This is a genomic window from Agrobacterium salinitolerans (genome assembly GCF_027498475.1).
GTDB lineage: Bacteria > Pseudomonadota > Alphaproteobacteria > Rhizobiales > Rhizobiaceae > Agrobacterium > Agrobacterium salinitolerans.
Genome location: NZ_JAPZLN010000001.1, coordinates 1,764,066 through 1,783,790, shown reverse-complemented (window position 1 = coordinate 1,783,790; position 19,725 = coordinate 1,764,066). Strand labels below are relative to the sequence as shown.

Genomic DNA, 19,725 nt, shown 5'->3' with positions numbered 1-19,725 from the left:
TATTTGAAGCTCTATGACAAGGGCGAAACATTTGGCCCTTATTCGCCCGAGGGCTTGCCGCGCATTTTCTTGATATCGGAGCGGCCAGACTTCGCCTTGAGGCGGCGCTCAACCGACCCCTTGGTGGGCTTGGTGGCCTTGCGCACCGGCGGCGGAGGGGCGGCAGCTTCGAGAATCATTTCCTTCAGCCGCTCGCGGGCGTCTTCGCGATTGCGTTCCTGACTGCGAAACCGGCTTGCCTCGATCATCAGCACACCATCTTTCGACACACGCCTGCCACCGAGGCGCAGTGCATTGGTCTTTACCCGATCCGGAAGGGAGGGCGAATTGGCAATGTCGAAAAACAGCTGAACCGCCGTCGAGACCTTGTTGACGTTCTGGCCGCCCGGCCCGCCGGCCAGCACGAATTGCTCCGTCAGTTCCCAGCCGGCAATGGTGATGCGGTTATTGATGTAAAGCGGGTCGCTGGCCATGTTTTCTCTCCGCGCCGGTGATGCCATAGATCGCGAAAAATGAAAACAGCGGAGCAAACGAAAGAACCCGGCACAAGGCCGGGTCCGCTCCTCCTCACAAATGAGGCTTTATTATTCAGCCGCGAGCAAAAGGCCCGGCGCTGCGTCGCGCACCTTGCTGTCGACATGATCTTCGAACTTGGTGAAGTTCGTGACGAACATCGACACCAGCTTCTTCGCTTGCGCGTCGTAAGCTGCGCCATCGGCCCAGGTGGAACGCGGATCGAGGATTGCGCTGTCGACGCCATCAAGCGACTGAGGGACAGCGAAGCCGAAATTCGCATCGGTGCGGAACTGTGCGTTCTTCAGATCGCCGGTCAGTGCGGCGGTCAGAAGCGCGCGGGTCGCCTTGATGGGCATGCGCTTGCCGATGCCGTAAGCACCGCCGGTCCAGCCGGTGTTGACCAGCCAGCAATCAACGCCGTGCTTGCCGATCAGTTCACGCAGCAGGTTGCCGTATTCCGCTGGGTGACGCGGCATGAAAGGCGCGCCGAAGCAGGTGGAGAAGGTCGCTTCCGGCTCGGTCACGCCCTTTTCCGTGCCGGCAACCTTAGCGGTGTATCCGGAGAGGAAGTGGTACATGGCCTGTTCCGGTGTCAGACGCGCGATCGGCGGCAGCACACCGAAGGCATCCGCCGTCAGCATGATGATCGTCTTCGGATGGCCGGCAATGCCCGTTTCCGACGCATTCGGAATAAAGTGCAATGGATAGGCGCTGCGGGTGTTTTCCGTCAGCGAATTGTCGTTGAAATCGGGAACCCGATTTTCATCCAGCACAACGTTCTCAAGAACCGTGCCGAAACGTCGGGTCGCGGCATAGATTTCCGGCTCGGCTTCCGCCGAAAGCTTGATCGCCTTGGCATAGCAGCCGCCTTCGAAATTGAAGATGCCGTGCTCGCCCCAGCCATGTTCGTCATCGCCGATCAGCGTGCGCGACGGATCGGCGGACAGCGTGGTCTTGCCGGTACCGGAGAGGCCAAAGAAAACGGCGGAATCACCCTGCGGACCGACATTGGCCGAGCAATGCATGGGCATGACGCCCTTGGCCGGCAGCAGGTAGTTCAGCACCGTGAAGACCGACTTCTTGTTTTCACCGGCATAGGAGGTGCCGCCGATGAGGACGAGGCCGTTGGTCATATCGCAAGCGATGACAGTTTCCGAACGAACACCGTGACGCGCCGGATCGGCCTTGAAGCTCGGCAGGTTGATGATGGTGAGCTTCTGCTTGAAGCCCGCCAGTTTTTCCTGCTTCGGACGGATCAACAGATTGCGGATGAACAGCGAATGCCAGGCAAGCTCGGTGACGACGCGTGTCGGCAGCGCATTTTCTTCATCGGCGCCGCCGATCAGGTCCTGCACGTAAAGCGTCTTGCCGGCGGCGTGGGCCAGCATGTCCTGACGCAGCAGCTCGAAATTTTCCGGCGACAGCGGCTTGTTGTTGTCCCACCAGATGGTGTTCTCGGTGGAAGCATCACGAACGACGAATTTATCCTTCGGCGAGCGGCCCGTATGCTGGCCGGTGACGGCGCGCAGCGCGCCGTCGATGGTCAGTTCGGCTTCGCCGTTACGGATCGCGTGCTCGTATAATTCGCTCTCATTGAGGTTATAAAAGACGCGGGAGGCCTCGCCCAGTCCGAGTTCCGCAACTCCATTGGCAGGATTATGAACCCCAAGCTCGTTCATGACGCGTTCCTTGTTGATGACGATAAGGCCGTTGAAATTTTCACGGAAAATACGTGGCAGCTTTTGGAAACGCAAGAGCCAAACTTTAAAAAACTTAGTAATTTCAATATATTAATCGATTTAAAAGATTTTATTTCTTTTTAAATCGGTTGAAGACGCATTAAAATCTAGCTGCGGCCTTTTTGCAAAATCCGCTCCCGCCTCACTGGCGATTTCGGGGCGAGTTTTCCTTTGCCACAATTTGTTCCACCTTTATACTCAAGAGAGTGGCTCGCGGCGCACAACCTTGGCTGGGTGAATGTCGGGAGTTACGAGAAAATGACGATGGAGACCAACTACATGCAGACGATCGCGCTTGTCGACGACGACCGGAATATTCTGACTTCGGTATCGATCGCGCTCGAAGCCGAAGGCTACCGGGTCGAAACGTATACGGACGGCGCCTCCGCGCTTGACGGGCTGATCGCCCGCCCGCCGCAGCTCGCCATTTTCGATATTAAGATGCCACGCATGGACGGCATGGAGCTTCTGCGGCGTCTTCGCCAGAAGTCGGATCTGCCGGTTATCTTCCTCACCTCCAAGGATGAAGAGATCGACGAATTGTTCGGCCTGAAGATGGGCGCGGACGACTTCATCACGAAACCCTTCTCGCAGCGTCTTCTGGTGGAACGCGTCAAAGCCATCCTGCGCCGCGCCAGCAGCCGCGAAGCGTCTGCTGCAACCGGCAGCGTGCTGAAGCCGACCGCCGATCAGCAGGCGCGCACGCTGGAGCGCGGGCAGCTCGCCATGGACCAGGAACGCCACACCTGCACCTGGAAGGGTGAGCCGGTGACGCTGACGGTCACCGAATTCCTCATCCTGCATTCGCTGGCGCAGCGACCGGGCGTGGTGAAAAGCCGCGACGCGCTGATGGATGCCGCCTATGACGAACAGGTCTATGTGGACGACCGCACCATCGACAGCCATATCAAGCGCCTTCGCAAGAAGTTCAAACTGGTCGATGGCGACTTCGATATGATTGAAACGCTTTATGGCGTAGGATATCGCTTCCGCGAAGCGGCTTGAAGAGCCGACTCACGCAGAAGGGACCGCCCGATATGGGGCGGTGAGGACTTGAATACGTGTTGAAGAAAACGCCGGAAACCGTCTCGGACAGTGACGATGCCGAAGAACGCGGCAGCGAACGCCGCCATCGTATCCATCCCTTGACTATCATCCGGCGCATCTTCGGCAATGCGGTGTTTTCCAGCCTCACGCGCCGCATCCTTTTTTTCAACGTCGCGGCGACGGTGGTTCTGGTCGGCGGCATTCTCTATCTCAACCAGTTCCGCGAGGGGCTGATCGACGCGCGCGTGGAAAGCCTGTTGACGCAGGGCGAGATCATCGCCGGCGCTGTCTCCGCTTCCGCCTCGGTCGATACCAACTCGATCACCATCAATCCGGAAAAGCTGCTCGAATTGCAGGCGGGGCAGAGCATCACCCCTGCCCCCAATGACGAGGACTTGAGTTTCCCGATCAATCCGGAGCGGGTCGCACCTGTGCTGCGGCGGCTGATTTCGCCGACGCGCACCCGTGCGCGGCTGTTCGATGCCGACGCCAACCTCCTGCTCGATTCCCGTCATCTTTATTCGCGCGGTCAGGTGCTGCGTTTCGATCTGCCGCCGGTAACACCGGAGACGCAAAGCTGGGGCGACTGGTTCACCAGCATGTTCAACCGCATGCTGCAGCCGAGCAGCCTGCCGCAATATAAGGAAGCGCCCGGCGGCGACGGTTCGATCTATCCCGAAGTGATGAATGCGTTGACCGGCGTGCGCGGCGCGGTCGTGCGTGTCACGGAAAAGGGCGAGCTGATTGTTTCCGTGGCCGTACCGGTGCAGCGCTTCCGGGCCGTGCTCGGCGTTCTGCTGCTTTCTACGCAAGCGGGCGACATCGACAAGATCGTGCATGCGGAGCGCCTTGCCATCATGCGCGTCTTCGGCATCGCGACGCTGGTCAATATCGTGCTGTCGCTGCTTTTGTCCTCCACCATCGCCACGCCGCTTCGGCGGCTTTCGGCTGCCGCGATCCGCGTGCGCCGCGGAGCAAGGACACGCGAGGAAATACCGGATTTCTCGGCGCGTCAGGATGAGATCGGCAATCTTTCGATTGCGTTGCGTGAAATGACGACGGCGCTTTACGACCGTATCGACGCCATCGAAAGCTTCGCCGCCGATGTCAGCCATGAGCTCAAGAACCCGCTGACCTCGCTGCGCAGCGCCGTGGAGACCCTGCCGCGCGCCAAGACCGAAGAGTCCAAACAGCGCCTGACCGAAATCATCTTCCACGATGTGCGCCGTCTCGACCGCCTGATCAGCGACATTTCGGATGCGTCGCGGCTCGATGCCGAACTGGCGCGCGCCGACGCCTCTCCGCTCGATCTCGATGTGCTGATGAAGGGTCTGGTGGATATATCCCGCCAGATAAGCACCAAGAAGAAAAGTGTGACGATCGACTATGTCATCGACCGGAAAGCGGGCGCAAAGACCTCCTTCGTGGTGAATGGTCACGATCTGCGTATCGGTCAGATCGTCACCAACCTCATCGAGAATGCGCGATCCTTCGTTGCCGAGGAAAGCGGCCGCATTACCGTGCGCCTCTCCCGTCAAAAGGATCGTTGCATCGTGCAGGTGGAGGACAACGGGCCCGGCATTCAGGCAGAAGACATCGACCGGATTTTCGAGCGCTTCTACACAGACCGGCCGGCGAGCGAAGGGTTCGGACAGAATTCCGGCCTTGGCCTTTCCATCAGCCGCCAGATCGCGGAAGCCCATGGCGGCAGTCTGCGGGCGGAGAACGTAGTCGACAAATATGGCGTGATTTCCGGCGCGCGCTTCACCCTGTCGCTGCCGGCGGCCGAAACCCATGACCGCTGAACGCTTCAACCTGCACGCCACCGCCATCACCGTTCAAAACACCGGCATTCTTTTCGTCGGACCGTCGGGCAGCGGCAAAAGCGAACTTGCCTTCAGCTTTCTAACGGAGGCCGAACGCTGCGGATTGCCGGCGGCGCTGATCGCGGACGATCAGATTTTCGTGTATCGCGATGGCGACAACATCATTGCCGAGCGGCCGGACGCCATCGCCGGCCTGCTGGAATTGCGCGGCAGCGGCATCGTTTCCATCAGAAGCGTTGCGCGCGCTCCACTACATTTTGCCGTCACGACAGTTCTTTCAGGGACGAATCCAAGACTTCCCGAAGATGACGAGAGGTTTTCCCTGCCCTGCGGCGGGCATATCCGGCTTCTGCGCATTCCGCTTTCCAGCCTGACGCCCTATGGAAAATTTGCTGCACTTGCTCAGAATCTTTTTAAAACGAATGTGAAGTGACGATGATTCGGGCGATTTTAGGCTTGCGATTCGCATTTTCCTCATCAAGATGAAATCCCACCGATGGACAGGATTGCCGCGTTGCGATAGTCGGCAATGAGAGTGCGTGTGCAAGGGAGCATTTCATGATCGGACTAGTGCTTGTCACCCATGGCAAGCTGGCTGAGGAGTTTCGCCATGCGTTGGAGCATGTCGTCGGTCCCCAGAAATTGATCGAGACGGTTTGTATCGGTCCCGAAGACGACATGGATCAGCGCCGGCAGGATATCATCGACGCTGTTGCACGCGCCAATGACGGCAACGGCGTCATCATCCTGACGGACATGTTCGGCGGCACGCCCTCCAATCTTGCGATTTCCGTCATGAATAACGGCAATGTCGAAGTCATCGCAGGGGTCAATCTTCCCATGCTGATCAAGCTTGCCGGCGTTCGCAGCGAAGATAATATGGACAAGGCACTTCAGGACGCATCCGATGCCGGCCGCAAATATATTAACGTCGCCAGCCGCGTTTTAAGCGGCAAGTGAGAAGTCAGCCCATGTCGCCATTCTCCCGGGAACTACCGATCATCAATAAACGCGGTCTCCACGCCCGGGCTTCTGCCAAATTCGTACAGATGGTTGAAGGTTTCGACGCGACGATCACGGTTTCCAAGGATGGCATGACCGTTGGCGGCACCTCCATCATGGGCCTGATGATGCTGGCGGCCAGCCCCGGCTGCAGCGTTTATGTCGAGGCAAGCGGCAATCAGGCGAAAGAAGCGCTGGAAGCACTGGAGGCGCTGGTCGCCGACCGCTTCGGCGAAGAAGCCTGAGCCGGCACATATAAAGACATAAAGACTTCTTTATATCATCATTGCCAGATCGTTCGTGGCCTGCTAAACCGCAGCTACGTTTAAAAGCCGGGCTGTGAGGCGCGGCGTTTCTGATCTGGAGAACCTTATGAGCCTTGAGAAGGACTACATCGTCGCCGATATCAACCTTGCCGCATTCGGCCGCAAGGAGCTGGACATCGCCGAAACCGAAATGCCGGGCCTGATGTCCTGCCGCAAGGAATTCGGTGAAAGCAAGCCCCTGAAGGGCGCACGTATTACCGGTTCTCTTCACATGACGATTCAGACCGGCGTTCTCATCGAGACGCTGAAGGAACTGGGCGCGGAGATTCGCTGGGCCTCTTGCAACATCTTCTCGACGCAAGACCATGCGGCGGCAGCCATTGCAGCAGCCGGCATTCCGGTATTCGCCGTCAAGGGTGAAAGCCTGACGGAATATTGGGAATATACCGATAAGATCTTCCAGTGGACCGACGGCGGTCTCTCTAACATGATCCTCGATGACGGCGGCGACGCCACCATGTACATCCTGCTCGGCGCACGCGCCGAAGCCGGTGAGGATGTTCTGTCCAATCCCGGTTCGGAAGAAGAGGAAATCCTCTTCGCGCAGATCAACAAGCGCCTCAAGGCTTCGCCCGGCTGGTTCACCAGTCAGCGCGACGCGCTGAAGGGTGTCACCGAAGAAACGACGACCGGCGTTCACCGTCTCTACGATCTCAGCAAGAAGGGCCTGCTGCCCTTCCCGGCGATCAACGTCAATGACAGCGTCACCAAGTCGAAGTTCGACAACAAGTATGGCTGCAAGGAATCTCTCGTCGACGGCATTCGCCGCGCAACCGATGTGATGATGGCCGGCAAGGTTGCCGTGGTCTGCGGTTATGGCGACGTTGGCAAGGGTTCCGCAGCCTCGTTGCAGGGCGCTGGCGCCCGCGTGAAGGTGACCGAAATCGACCCGATCTGCGCGCTTCAGGCCGCCATGGACGGTTTTGAGGTCGTTCGCCTGGAAGACGTCGTCTCTTCCGCTGACATCTTCATCACCACGACAGGCAATAAGGACGTGATCCGCATCGAGCATATGCGCGAGATGAAGGACATGGCGATCGTCGGCAATATCGGCCACTTCGACAATGAAATTCAGGTCGCCTCGCTGCGTAACCTGAAGTGGACGAACATCAAGCCGCAGGTCGACATGATCGAGTTCCCGAAGGGCAACCGCATCATTCTTCTGTCCGAAGGCCGCCTGCTGAACCTCGGCAACGCCACCGGTCACCCGTCCTTCGTCATGTCGGCCTCCTTCACCAACCAGGTGCTGGGCCAGATTGAGCTCTTCACCAAGCAGGGCGAATACAAGAATGAAGTTTACGTGCTTCCCAAGCACCTCGACGAGAAGGTCGCGCGCCTTCATCTCGAGAAGCTTGGCGTGCGCCTGACCGAACTTTCCGACCTTCAGGCAGATTATATCGGCATCTCGAAGGAAGGTCCGTTCAAGGCGGAACACTACAGATATTAATTTCATAGTTAATATCCACTGAAATTACACAATATCTAGATGCCGTGCGCTTGACAAAGCGCACGGCATCTTTTTTGCGCGCTCACTTCCCGCAGATTTATGAAGACGGTATTGTCATCAGACTTGATTCGGACACGCCAAAGGGCGGCGGGGACGAAATGGGATGTCTTGTCGAAGATGCGGCACATAGGACGGAGACAGACCGGGGATGACGGTTCAAAATTCGGATCTGCGCAAGCAGACAGTTCAACGCCTTGAAAACACGCATGCGGGCGTGGCATTGAGTGCGGCTCTTGCGCGTTGCCGGCTGGTGTTCAGTGCGGTTCAGACAGGCTTTGCGAGGCTGCCTGTCCTGCTTTCGGGCACGGTTCTCGCCGGCTCGACAACCGTTGCGATGGCGCAGGACGGCCTTGTGGCAAAGACCGGCGCGCGGCTGTTCTCATCCGGAGAAACCATCACCTATTCGCTTTTCGTCGGCATGCTTTCGGCAACGCTGTTTTCTGTCGTCTGGCTGGTGCGCCAGCGCGGTAATATCGAGGCGGAAAGCAGCGAATACCGACAGGCGCTTGCGCAGTCCCACCACAAGATCGCGAAATACGAGGCGCTGATTTCCGACAAGAGCCGCCGCATTGTCATCTGGGACGGTGCGGACAAACGTCCGGAATTTCTGGGCCAGCTACCAGCCGAGACCGGTGTGCCGCAAGCGGACCAGGATTTTCTGGCATTCGGCCGCTGGCTGAAGCCGGCATCCGCAAGCCAGCTTGAGAAATCCATCGAGAAACTGCGCAGCCACGCCCAGAGCTTCGATCTGACCATCGAGACGCAGCGCGGCGAAGTGATTGAAGTTCAGGGACGTGTATCCGGCGGCAATGCCTTTGCGCGCTTCATCGCGCTCAACAATCTGCGCGCTGAACTCGCGGAATTGCAGGTCGAGCGCGAGCGTCTGCTCGCCTCCGTATCGACATTTCAGGAACTTCTCGATTCCATCGAACAGCCCGTCTGGCGTCGCAATGGCGAAGGTGAACTCACTTGGGTCAACCACGCTTACGCCCATGCGGTGGATGCGCGTGATGCCGGGCAGGCCGTTCAGGAAAAGCGCGAACTTCTGAACACGGTTACGCGACAGAAGATACGCGCGGCTGCGACACCGGAATCGCCCTATCATGATCGCATTTCGACCGTCGTTTCCGGTAACCGCAGCTTCTTCGACGTCGTCGACATAAAAACGGCGGGCGGGTCTGCCGGGATCGCCATCGATGCCACCGAAGCGGAAACCATCAGCGAGGAACTCAAGCGAGTTTTGAAAAGCCACGCCGAAACGCTCGATCATCTGGCGACGCCCGTCGCCATTTTCGACGGCCGGCAGCGGCTGCAATTCTACAATCAGGCTTTTGCCAACCTATGGGGTTTCGATCTGGTTTTCCTGGAGTCGGGCCCTGATAATTCCGAACTTCTGGACAGGCTGCGTACCGCCGGCAAATTGCCGGAGCAGCTGAACTGGAAGAATTGGAAGGAGACGGCGCTTTCCGTCTACCGTTCGCTCGATACCAAGACGGATCTGTGGCACCTGCCCAATGGCCAGACCTTGCGGGTCATCGCCACCGCGCATCCGCAGGGTGGCGCGACCTGGGTTTTCGAGAACCTGACCGAGCAGGTCGATCTTCAGATGCGCTACAACACCTTGGTCAAGGTGCAGGGCGAAACCATCGACCATCTGGCAGAAGGTGTCGCCGTATTCGGTGCAGACGGGCGCATTCGCCTGTCCAACCCGGCATTCCGGGCGCTCTGGGGCGTGACGGCCGATGAGGCGGAAACGGGCACGCATATTCGCGCCATCGAAACCGCCTGCGCCCAATCCTATGACGGACCGGACGGCTGGCGCGCCTTCAGCCAGTTCATCACCAGCTTCGATGACGAACGGCCGTCGCGGCAGGGCACGCTGGAACTGCTTTCCGGCCTCGTGCTCGATTATGCGATCATTCCGCTGCCGGATGCGCAGACAATGCTGACCTTCGTCAACATGACGGACAGCGTGCGCGCCGAGCGGGCGCTCAAGGAAAAGAACGACGCGCTTCTGAAGGCGGACGAGCTGAAGAACGATTTCGTGCAGCATGTTTCCTACGAGTTGCGCTCGCCACTGACCAATATCATCGGCTTCACCGATCTCCTGAAGACCCCCGGCATCGGCCAATTGACGGAACGGCAGGCGGAATATCTCGATCATATTTCCACCTCGTCCTCGGTTCTCCTGACCATCGTCAACGATATTCTCGATCTCGCGACCGTCGATGCCGGCATCATGCAGCTCAACTATTCGGATAATGATCTGAACGAGCTGCTCGACGATGTTTCGGTGCAGATCGCCGACCGGCTGCAGGAAAGCGGTATTTCGCTCGAGATCGTCGCGCCTGCCCATCTCGGCAGTCTCGTGGCCGACCACCAGCGGTTGAAGCAGATTCTCATCAAGCTCCTGACCAATGCGATCAACTTCGCACCCGAAGGTTCCTCCGTGCAGCTCTCCTGCCAGCGCAGCGAAGGCGACTTCGTATTCTCCGTTGCGGATAAGGGGCCGGGCATTCCCGAAGACATGCTGAAAACGGTGTTCGACCGCTTTTCGACGCGTGGCAATGGCGGACGGCGGACCGGTGCGGGGCTTGGCCTTTCCATCGTCGAAAGCTTCGTCAGCTTGCATCAAGGCACCGTCAGCATCGACAGCCGCCCCGGCAACGGCACCATCGTCACCTGCCGCATTCCCTCCGCCACACGGCCGCACTCCATCGCCGCAGAATGAGCCAAGACATCTTGCCATTCACCATTTCGCTGGCGGGAGAAAAGGACACCATAAGGCTCGGTGAAGACCTTGCCTTGGCGCTGAAACCCGGCGATTGCCTGGCGCTGATCGGCGATCTCGGCGCCGGCAAATCCACGCTCGCCCGCGCCTTCATCCGGGCGATGGCGGATGAACCCGATCTTGAGGTTCCAAGCCCCACCTTCACGATCATCCAGACTTATGACGCCCGCATCCCCGTCGCCCATCTCGATCTCTACCGGCTTTCGGATGTTTCGGAGCTGGATGAACTCGGCATCGATGAAATGCTGGAGGAGGGCGTCTGCCTGATCGAGTGGCCGGATATCGCCGCAGCGGTTCTGCCGCCGGAGCAGACGATCACCCTGCGGTTAACGCATTCAGGCGAAGGCCGCGTGGCCGTAATAGAGGCTCCCGCACAACAAAAAGCACGGCTTGACCGTGTTTTCACCATTCGTGAATTCCTGGCGAAAAATGACAGAGGGGGTGCGACCCGCCGTTTTCTGAGTGGCGATGCCTCCACACGCGCCTACGAGACGATTTCCACCGATGGTCCCGAGCTTATTCTGATGGACTGGCGCCGTCCCATGAGAGGCGCGATCGTTGCGGATGGCAAGACCTATGCGGAAATCGCCCATCTTGCCCAGGATGCCCGCTCCTTTGTGGCGATCGGCGACTATCTGCGAAACACTGGTTTCTGCGCGCCGGAGATTCTGGCTGCGGATATCGATCAGGGCATTCTCCTTCTGGAGGATCTCGGACGGGAGGGCGTGCTGGCTGCCGACGGCACACCGATAGAAGAGCGTTATCTTCAAAGTGTCGCCTGTCTCGCCACTCTTCACCAGACACCACCCCCGGCATTGCTGCCGATGCGCGATGGCAGCACCTACGACATTCCTCCCTTCGACCGGCAGGCGATGAAGATCGAAGTCTCGCTGCTGGTGGAATGGTATCTGCCCCATAAACGCGGCGGAGCGCTTACCGATGGCGAGAAACAGGACTATTACGCCATCTGGGACGGCCTGATCGATGCGCTGGCCGGCTGTGAAACGGGGCTTCTGCTGCGTGACTTCCATTCGCCGAACATTCTCTGGCAGGCGCAGAACAGCGGCATCCGTCAGGTCGGCCTGATCGATTTTCAGGATGCGATGATTGGCCCCACCGCCTATGATCTCGCTTCCATCGTACAGGATGCGCGGGTTACCATGTCTCCCGAATTGCAGACACGCCTGCTTTCGCATTATCTCGACAGCAGAAAAGCGACGCCCGCTTTCGATGAGACCACATTCCTCAAGGCTTTCGCCATCATGTCGGCGCAGCGCAACTGCAAGCTTGCGGGCATCTGGGTGAGGCTGTTGGAACGGGATCGAAAACCCGGTTATATGAAACATATGCCGAGGACGTTCCGCTATCTCAGTGCAGCGCTTTCGCATCCGGAACTCGCGCCGCTCAAGGACTGGTGCTTGCGCATGGGCATGGAATTCGACAACTGAAAGACGGTTGACCACGATGACGATCAAAAACGCGATGGTGCTGGCCGCCGGGCTTGGCACACGGATGCGCCCGATCACCGATACGATCCCGAAGCCGCTTGTGAAAATCGCCGGCAAGCCGATGATCGATTACGCGCTCGACGCCCTTGTCGAAGCCGGGGCTGAAACCATCGTCGTCAATGTGCATCACCATGCCGAACAGATGATCGCCCATCTCGAAAACCGCGCAGACGCCGAAATCCTGATTTCCGACGAACGGTCGGAGCTGATGAATTCCGGCGGCGGGCTGGCCAAGGGCCTGAAGCTTCTGAAGCCCGGCCCGGTTTTTGTCATGAACGCCGATCTTTTCTGGATCGGCGAGCAATTGAACGCCGTCAGCAATCTGCGAAAGCTTGCGCAATTCTTTGACACGGCCCGCATGGACATGGCCCTGCTCTGTGTCGACATGGATCGCACCACCGGCCACAACGGCAAGAGGGATTTCGACCTAGCCGACGACGGAAAGCTGGCTCGCTATCGCAACGGTGACGCTAACCCGGTGGTTTATGCCGGCGCCATCGCCATGGATTCGCGGCTGCTTGACGATGCGCCGGCGGACGCTTTCAACCTCAATATCTATTTCGACCGCGCCATTGAAAAAGACCGGCTTTTCGGGCTGTCGCTGGATGGCCACTGGATAACCGTGGGAACGCCTGATGCAATTGACGATGCGGAAAGCATCATCCGGCAATTCAGGGAAAAACGTTTCGCATGACGCTCACCCACCACGCAAAGCGCGTCCTGACGATCGCTGGGGGAACACCGTTCCTCAAAACGCTCGCGGAAACGCTGTGTGACGGGCGGCTGACATCAGGCTATAGATATGATCCGACCGATCCTCTTTCGCTTGCGAGCGTGACGATCTATGTGCCGACGCGGCGCTCCGCGCGCGTGCTGCGCTCCGAATTCGTCGATCTTCTGGGCGGCCGATCCGCCATTCTGCCGCTGATCCGGCCTCTTGGTGAAACGGATGACGATAGCGGTTTCTTCGATATCGAAAATCCTGAGATCATGGATCTGGCGCCGCCGATTTCCGGCACCGGCCGGCTGATCGAACTGGCGCGCCTCATCCTCGCCTGGCGCAACAGCCTGCCTGATGCCATCCGGGCGATCCATTCGGATTCACCGCTCGTCGCCCCTGCCAGCCCCGCGGATGCAATCTGGCTCGCGCGGGCGCTCGGCGAGGTGATCGATGCCATGGATACCGAAGAAAAGGACTGGGAGACGCTTCAGCATCTCGATACCGGCGAACATGCGCAATGGTGGCAGCTGACGGCGGACTTCCTGAAGATCGCCAGCGTCTTCTGGCCGGCGCGGCTTGCCGAACTCAACCGTTCCTCCGCAGGCCGGCATCGCAACGCCATCCTGCGAGCGGAAGCGGACCGGCTTGCCAATTTGCCGGACACGGGGCCGATCATCGTGGCCGGCTCCACGGGCTCCATTCCGGCCGCCGCCGATCTCATCGCCGCCGTTGCCACCCTGCCGCAAGGTACGGTCGTGCTGCCGGGACTCGATCTTGCCATGCCCGAAGAGCAATGGCAGGCGATTGCCGAGGACCCCACCGATCCTTCGAGCCGCACGCACTCGCAATATGGGCTTTATATGCTGCTGCAGAAGCTCGGCATGCTCAGGGACGACGTGGTTCAGATCGGCGCTCTTGATCGTGATCTGGAAAAACGGGCGGCGGTGTTTTCGACCGCACTCGCGCCCGCGAAATCCACAAGCGACTGGAACCGTTGGCGCGAAGACAGGGAACCCGGCTTTTTCGACGAAGCCTTCGCGGCGGCCACATTGATCGAGGCCGCCAATGAGCGTGAAGAGGCAACCGCCATCGCGGTGGCGCTCCGGCTGGCGCTGGAGGCTCCGGGGCCTGAACGACCCTCTCAGGCGGCGCTGATAACGCCCGACCGCGGACTGGCGCGGCGGGTCGCGACAGAGTTGCAACGTTTTGGCATCGAGGCAGACGATTCGGCCGGTACGCCGCTTTCGGCCACGCCGCAGGCAGGACTGACGCAACTCGCGCTGGAAGCCATTCTCAGGCCCGGAGACCCGGTGCCGATCATTTCGCTTCTAAAGCATCCCCTCGCCCACTTCGGGCTTTCCGGCGATGCTTTTATCAGAGCCTCCAAAGCGCTGGAGCTGATCGCGCTGCGCGGCGGCCGTGTCGAAACCGAGATAGGCAATCTCGAGGTGGTTCTCGATACGCAACTCCTTGCACAGCGTGATGACCGGCACCCGCCCGCATGGCGGGTGGCGCTGCCGGAGGGAAGTGTCGATGCGGCCCGTGATCTCGCGCGGCGGATCGCCATTGCCACGGAGCCACTCGGCTCCGCCTTCATTCGTCGTGACCGCTCCGGCCGCGCCTTCACCGATAAATTGCCGCTTTCCGATTGGGCCGGGCGGACAGGCCGGGTCATCGAGGCCATCTGTGCCGACGACAGCAATGATCTGGCCGCATTATGGTCCGGCGAAGCGGGAGACAAGCTCTCCAGTCTCTTTGCGGAACTGATGGAGAGCGGCGAGATCCTCGATGCGGACGGGCCACAATGGATCGATATTTTTGCAGCGCTGGTGGCAGGCGAATCGATCAAGCCGCGATCCATGCGCCATCCACGCATTTTCATCTTCGGCGCGCTGGAGGCGCGACTGCAAAGCGTCGACACCGTCGTCATCGGCGGTCTCAACGAAGGGCTCTGGCCGGGCCAGACGGCGAACAATCCATTCCTGTCCCGCAGCATGAAGACCGCCATCGGGCTGGAGCCGCCGGAACGGCGCATAGGACAGCTCGCGCATGACTTCGAGATGGCGAACGGTACCCGGCAAATCTTTTACACCCGGGCGCTGAGGCAGGGCTCCACCCCGGCCGTCGCCTCCCGCTGGCTGCAACGGCTGCTGGCGCTGGGCGGCGAAAATTTCGCCGAACAACTGAGGAAGCGCGGCGAGACCTATCGCCATTGGGCGGGTCTGATGGATGAAAACATCAATCAGGAAACGGCAAAGCGCCCTTCCCCCAAACCGCCGGCCGATCTGCAGCCGAAGAGCTACTCCTTCAGCGAAGTGGGACGTCTGCGCCGCGATCCCTATTCAATCTATGCGCGGCGCATCCTGAAGCTGGACCCGCTCGCCCCCTTCAATCGCGATCCGAACGCCGCCGATCGCGGCACGCTCTATCACGCGATTATCGAGCGCTATTCCCGTGAGGGACATATTCCCGGCACACCGGCCTCGCTCGCAGCCATGCAGCGCATTCTCGACGAGTGTTTCGACGAGGAAAATCTGCCTGTGCATGTGGATGTCATCTGGCGTCCGCGTTTTGCGGCGGTGGCCCGCGCTTTCATCGATTGGGAAAAAGAACGTCATCCATCCATTCGCCACAGCTTCTACGAGGCTCGCGCCGGGCAGGAAATTGCCGAAGCGGGCATAAGGCTGACTGGGATCGCCGACCGCATCGACATCAAGACAAACGGTCAGGCGGATATTATCGACTACAAGACAGGACTTGCGCCTTCCGTCAATCAGGCGCGCGCGCTGCTCGACCCGCAGCTGGCGCTGGAAGCGGCGGCACTGATGCGCGGTGCCTTCCGCGAAACGGGTTCGCCCACGCCCGAAAACCTCATCTATGTACGCCTGCGGCCGGGAGACCGATTTTTTGCCGATCAGGTGAATAACGAACATTCCAGCCGAAGCGGCAAAAGACCGCCGAAATCCGCTATCGAACTGGCAACGGAATCGATCGACCAGCTTGCCAAATTCGTGCGCTCGCTGCGCGAAGGTGAAAACGGTTTCGCCTCACGGCTGGTGCCGGAAGAGCAGCAATCCTATGGCGGGGAATATGACCACCTCGCCCGTGTTTCTGAATGGTCGACGGCAGAACCGGGAGACGGCGATGACGATTGATCCGTTTGACGCCGGACCCGCCGGCGATACGCCTGAAAGCTGGATCGACTGGACCAGCGCCCGTCAGCGGCTTGCCTCCGATCCCGCAAGTTCCGCCTGGGTGTCGGCCAATGCCGGCTCCGGCAAGACCCATGTTTTGACCCAGCGCGTCATCCGCCTGCTTCTGGCCGGGTGCCGCCCCTCGGCGATTTTGTGCCTCACCTATACCAAGGCCGCAGCATCGGAAATGTCGAGCCGCGTATTCGACCGGCTGGCGGAATGGGCAACTTTGCCGGATTCCGATCTCAAGGACCGCATCGCCGCCATCGAAGGCAAGGTACCGGATCGCATCAAGCTCGCCGAAGCGCGCAGGCTGTTCGCCAAGGCGCTGGAAACACCGGGCGGGCTGAAAATCCAGACCATCCACGCATTCTGCGAAGCCCTGCTGCACCAGTTCCCGCTGGAGGCCAATGTCGCCGGCCATTTCTCCGTTCTTGACGACCGCGCCGCAACAACGCTGCTCGCCGAAGCACGCCGTTCGCTTCTGACGGCGGTTTCGACGGAGCGGGACGAGGAGTTGGCGCAATCGCTCGCTTACGTGCTCGATCTGGCTGACGAAAGCGGGCTGGAATCGCTGCTTTCCGCCATCATCGCCAATCGCAGTGTCCTCCGTGGCTTTCTGCTCGATGCCAAACAGTCGGGCGGCATTGATGCGCGGTTGCGGCAGGCGATGCAGATCGCAGATGGGGAAACCGAAGAAACTGCTGCGGCCGCCTTCTGGCCTCTGCCCGGCCTCTCGGGCCTTGCGCTCGATACGTATCTAACCCTTGCTGACGAGGTGGGAGGATCACGCGTCATAGAGGTCGCTTATGCGCTCCGGGAGGCAAAACGGCAGTCGGACCCGGTGCGGCGGATGGAATTCATCGAAGCGGCGCTTCTGACAGCCAAAGGCGAAAGGAAATCGGATGCCTACGTCATCAACAAGGGCATGCAGAAATCCGCGCCTGATCTCGTCGATGCGCTGACGCTGGCGCGCGACCATGTCGTGGCCTGCCGCAATCGCTATCGTCTGGTGCGCATGCTAGCGGCGACAAAAAGCGCCCTTGTGCTGGCCGAACGGTTGATCGGCGATTTCGAAGACCTGAAAAAGCAGCGCAGCCAGCTGGATTTCGAAGACTTGATCGAGCGCGCCGCCAATCTGCTCAACCGCGATACGGCGGGTGCGTGGGTGCATTACAAGCTGGATCAGGGCATCGACCATATTCTGGTCGACGAGGCGCAGGATACCAGCCCGGTGCAATGGTCGATCATCCAGTCGCTGGCGGCGGATTTCTTCACCGGAGAAAGCGCCCGCATGGGACGCCGGACGCTGTTTGCTGTGGGTGACGAAAAACAGTCGATCTATTCCTTTCAGGGCGCCCGGCCGGAACGGTTCTCGCAGGAGCGCGACGAGACCCAAAGGCGTGTCGATCAGGTGGAGCAGGCCTTTCATCGCATCCGCCTGCCGCTCTCGTTCCGTTCCACTGAAGATGTGCTGGCCGCCGTCGATCAGGTCTTCTCGATCCCGCAAAATGCGAGCGGCCTCAGTGCCGATAATGAGCCAGTCGAACATCGTTCCAACCGCGCCGGCCATCCCGGCACCGTTGAAGTGTGGGATATGGTGGCGCCGGAAACCACAGAGGATGAAGAAGACTGGACGGCCCCCTTCGATGCGCTGCGGGAAAGCGCGCCGGCCACGATCGTCGCCCGCCGTATCGCCGCGCGCATTGCCGACATGATCGGAAACGAAACTATCATCGAAAAAGGCGTGGAGCGCGCTATCGAGGCCGGCGACATTCTCGTGCTTGTCAGAAAACGCGCCGCCTTCGTCAACGCGCTGACCCGCGAGTTGAAGCGGCGCAAGAACATTCCCGTCGCCGGTGCCGACCGCCTCCGTCTGACCGACCATATCGCCGTACAGGACCTTCTGGCGCTTGGCCGGTTCGTGGTGCTGCCGGAAGATGATCTTTCGCTGGCGGCGCTGCTGAAAAGCCCGCTCTTCAACCTGACGGAAGACGATGTCTTCGAGATCGCCGCCACGCGATCCGAGACGGAGAGCGTGTGGCAGAGGCTGCAAGTCCTTTCGGGCCAAGAAACCAGCCGTTTATCCATCGTCACCGACAAACTTCGGCATTTTGTTTCACTGTCGAAAACCGCCACAGTGCATGATTTTTTCGCGGCTGTTCTGACCCTGCATGACGGACGCAAAAAATTCCTTGGACGGCTTGGCAACGAAGCGAGCGACGTTCTCGACGAGTTCCTGTCCTTTGCGCTGGATTACGAAAGAACTGGCCTGCCCGGCCTTCAGGCCTTTCTTTCCGTCCTGGAAACCGATTCACCGGAAGTGAAGCGCGAGCAGGACAAGGATCGCGGCGAAGTGCGCATCATGACCGTGCACGCCTCCAAGGGGCTGGAAGCACCGGTGGTTTTTGTGGTGGATGGCGGCTCGAAAGCCTTCAACCACAGCCATGTGCCGAAACTGCGCTTCGTGGAAGCGGTTGGTGATGCCTTTCCGGTCTGGCTACCCGGCAGCGGTTTTTCCAATCATCTCATCCGCTCGGACGAAGAGCGCCTGAAAACGGCTGCGGAAGACGAATATCGCCGGCTGCTCTATGTGGCGATGACCCGCGCTGCCGATCATCTTGTCGTCTGTGGTTATCGCGGCCAGAAAGAAAACCCTGAATGTTGGCACGCCATCGTCAAGGCGGCGCTTGCGGAGAATCAGGATCATTGCCAGCCGCAACTGTTCAGTGCCGATGGCGAGGAATGGCAGGGGCTTGTCTGGCGCAAGTCTGAAGCACGCCAGGCACCTGCACCGCAGAAGCCGGCGGAAACCCAGCAGGAAGAAGACCACAAGCTTCCGCCAGGCCTTCTTGCACCCCTGCCTGCCCTGCCCTCCCTGCCAAGGCCGCTCAGCCCCTCTGGTGCCGGCACCATCATTGATGACGGCGCGGACGATCTGGCCGTGCGGTCACCGCTGTTCGGGGAAAAAACGGAAGCTTCCAGCCTTGCCCTGCAAAGGGGCAAGCTGGTGCATCGCATGCTGCAAGCCCTGCCGGATTTTGCGGAAAGCGAGCGGGAAGAGGCGGCCCGGCGTTATGCCGAACGTGCAGCGCGTTTCTGGCCTGCCAGTGAGCGCGAACATTTGATCCAGGCGGTTTTGCGGGTTCTCTCCGAACCGGCGGTGCAGCCGGCCTTTTCCGCCAACAGCCGTGCGGAAGTGTCGATCATGGGCACGATGACCCTCGGCCGGCAGCACTATGCCGTCTCCGGCCGCATCGACAGGCTGGCGGTAGACGGTGATCGGGTCATTCTGGTCGACTACAAGACAAGCCGGGTTCCGCCGCGCACGTCACGCGAGATACCTTTCTCCCACACCGCGCAGCTTGCGATCTATCGCGAAATTCTTGCACCGCTTTATCCCGGCAAGGAATTTGTCTGCGCGCTGATCTATACGGAAAATGCCGCTTTCGTGCGGGTTGGTGACGATGCCATGGCGGAGGCACTTGCCGCAATAAAGACAAAGTGAGATACCGGGGCATTGAAATTTCGACGCGCCCGCATCACAT

13 protein-coding genes are annotated in these 19,725 nt (G+C 59.8%); 11 read left to right on the top strand and 2 right to left on the bottom strand.

The features are described from left to right. Positions 1-38: 38 nt before the first annotated feature. Together arfB and O9X91_RS08465 are read right to left on the bottom strand one after the other, a co-directional pair. Positions 39-473 carry an alternative ribosome rescue aminoacyl-tRNA hydrolase ArfB gene (gene arfB / locus O9X91_RS08470; RefSeq protein WP_142912867.1) on the bottom strand — a complete coding sequence of 145 codons (435 nt, stop codon included), beginning with the start codon at positions 471-473 and terminating at the stop codon, positions 39-41. Between the two features lie 111 nt (positions 474-584). Then, the gene (locus O9X91_RS08465; protein WP_142912868.1) at positions 585-2,195 is read right to left on the bottom strand and encodes a phosphoenolpyruvate carboxykinase; all 1,611 of its coding nucleotides are present in this window, start codon (positions 2,193-2,195) and stop codon (positions 585-587) included. Positions 2,196-2,534: 339 nt separating this feature from the next. On the opposite strand from O9X91_RS08465, the gene chvI reads away from it, so the two are divergent. From chvI to addA, 11 genes are all read left to right on the top strand, one after another. Then, entirely contained in the window at positions 2,535-3,260 is a 726-nt protein-coding gene (gene chvI / locus O9X91_RS08460; RefSeq protein WP_003505377.1) for a two-component system response regulator ChvI, read from the top strand. Between the two features lie 56 nt (positions 3,261-3,316). Further along, positions 3,317-5,107 carry a two-component system sensor histidine kinase ChvG gene (gene chvG, locus O9X91_RS08455; protein ID WP_142912869.1) on the top strand — a complete coding sequence of 597 codons (1,791 nt, stop codon included), beginning with the start codon at positions 3,317-3,319 and terminating at the stop codon, positions 5,105-5,107. After that, positions 5,097-5,561 carry an HPr kinase/phosphorylase gene (locus O9X91_RS08450; protein ID WP_077983696.1) on the top strand — a complete coding sequence of 155 codons (465 nt, stop codon included), beginning with the start codon at positions 5,097-5,099 and terminating at the stop codon, positions 5,559-5,561. The genes chvG and O9X91_RS08450 overlap by 11 nt, the downstream gene beginning before the upstream one ends. A 125-nt stretch (positions 5,562-5,686) precedes the next feature. Next, on the top strand, positions 5,687-6,088 hold the full coding sequence (locus O9X91_RS08445; RefSeq protein ID WP_003505374.1) for a PTS sugar transporter subunit IIA: 402 nt from the start codon (positions 5,687-5,689) through the stop codon (positions 6,086-6,088). An 11-nt stretch (positions 6,089-6,099) separates the two neighbouring features. After that, entirely contained in the window at positions 6,100-6,375 is a 276-nt protein-coding gene (locus O9X91_RS08440) for an HPr family phosphocarrier protein (protein ID WP_003521181.1), read from the top strand. A gap of 127 nt (positions 6,376-6,502) precedes the next feature. Continuing rightward, complete coding sequence (ahcY, locus tag O9X91_RS08435) at positions 6,503-7,903, top strand: adenosylhomocysteinase (protein ID WP_142912870.1); 1,401 nt, start codon at positions 6,503-6,505, stop codon at positions 7,901-7,903. 208 nt (positions 7,904-8,111) lie between these two features. Beyond that, positions 8,112-10,694, top strand: coding sequence for a sensor histidine kinase (locus O9X91_RS08430; RefSeq protein WP_142912871.1), 2,583 nt, complete (start codon positions 8,112-8,114; stop codon positions 10,692-10,694). Continuing rightward, the gene (gene tsaE / locus O9X91_RS08425) at positions 10,691-12,202 is read left to right on the top strand and encodes a tRNA (adenosine(37)-N6)-threonylcarbamoyltransferase complex ATPase subunit type 1 TsaE (protein ID WP_142912872.1); all 1,512 of its coding nucleotides are present in this window, start codon (positions 10,691-10,693) and stop codon (positions 12,200-12,202) included. Before O9X91_RS08430 ends, tsaE begins: the two co-directional genes overlap by 4 nt. A gap of 16 nt (positions 12,203-12,218) precedes the next feature. Further along, positions 12,219-12,956 carry a nucleotidyltransferase family protein gene (locus O9X91_RS08420; protein WP_142912873.1) on the top strand — a complete coding sequence of 246 codons (738 nt, stop codon included), beginning with the start codon at positions 12,219-12,221 and terminating at the stop codon, positions 12,954-12,956. Beyond that, positions 12,953-16,138, top strand: coding sequence for a double-strand break repair protein AddB (gene addB, locus O9X91_RS08415; protein ID WP_142912874.1), 3,186 nt, complete (start codon positions 12,953-12,955; stop codon positions 16,136-16,138). Before O9X91_RS08420 ends, addB begins: the two co-directional genes overlap by 4 nt. After that, the gene (gene addA, locus O9X91_RS08410; RefSeq protein ID WP_142912875.1) at positions 16,128-19,685 is read left to right on the top strand and encodes a double-strand break repair helicase AddA; all 3,558 of its coding nucleotides are present in this window, start codon (positions 16,128-16,130) and stop codon (positions 19,683-19,685) included. The genes addB and addA overlap by 11 nt, the downstream gene beginning before the upstream one ends. The last annotated feature ends 40 nt before the right edge of the window (positions 19,686-19,725 follow it).

What these genes read in the sequence shown, in the direction of transcription:
- arfB (WP_142912867.1), bottom strand. Translation starts at nt 473, where the DNA reads ATGGCCAGCGACCCGCTTTACATCAATAACCGCATCACCATTGCCGGC.
- O9X91_RS08465 (WP_142912868.1), bottom strand. Translation starts at nt 2,195, where the DNA reads ATGAACGAGCTTGGGGTTCATAATCCTGCCAATGGAGTTGCGGAACTC.
- chvI (WP_003505377.1), top strand. Translation starts at nt 2,535, where the DNA reads ATGCAGACGATCGCGCTTGTCGACGACGACCGGAATATTCTGACTTCG.
- O9X91_RS08450 (WP_077983696.1), top strand. Translation starts at nt 5,097, where the DNA reads ATGACCGCTGAACGCTTCAACCTGCACGCCACCGCCATCACCGTTCAA.
- O9X91_RS08445 (WP_003505374.1), top strand. Translation starts at nt 5,687, where the DNA reads ATGATCGGACTAGTGCTTGTCACCCATGGCAAGCTGGCTGAGGAGTTT.
- O9X91_RS08440 (WP_003521181.1), top strand. Translation starts at nt 6,100, where the DNA reads ATGTCGCCATTCTCCCGGGAACTACCGATCATCAATAAACGCGGTCTC.
- ahcY (WP_142912870.1), top strand. Translation starts at nt 6,503, where the DNA reads ATGAGCCTTGAGAAGGACTACATCGTCGCCGATATCAACCTTGCCGCA.
- O9X91_RS08430 (WP_142912871.1), top strand. Translation starts at nt 8,112, where the DNA reads ATGACGGTTCAAAATTCGGATCTGCGCAAGCAGACAGTTCAACGCCTT.
- tsaE (WP_142912872.1), top strand. Translation starts at nt 10,691, where the DNA reads ATGAGCCAAGACATCTTGCCATTCACCATTTCGCTGGCGGGAGAAAAG.
- O9X91_RS08420 (WP_142912873.1), top strand. Translation starts at nt 12,219, where the DNA reads ATGACGATCAAAAACGCGATGGTGCTGGCCGCCGGGCTTGGCACACGG.
- addB (WP_142912874.1), top strand. Translation starts at nt 12,953, where the DNA reads ATGACGCTCACCCACCACGCAAAGCGCGTCCTGACGATCGCTGGGGGA.
- addA (WP_142912875.1), top strand. Translation starts at nt 16,128, where the DNA reads ATGACGATTGATCCGTTTGACGCCGGACCCGCCGGCGATACGCCTGAA.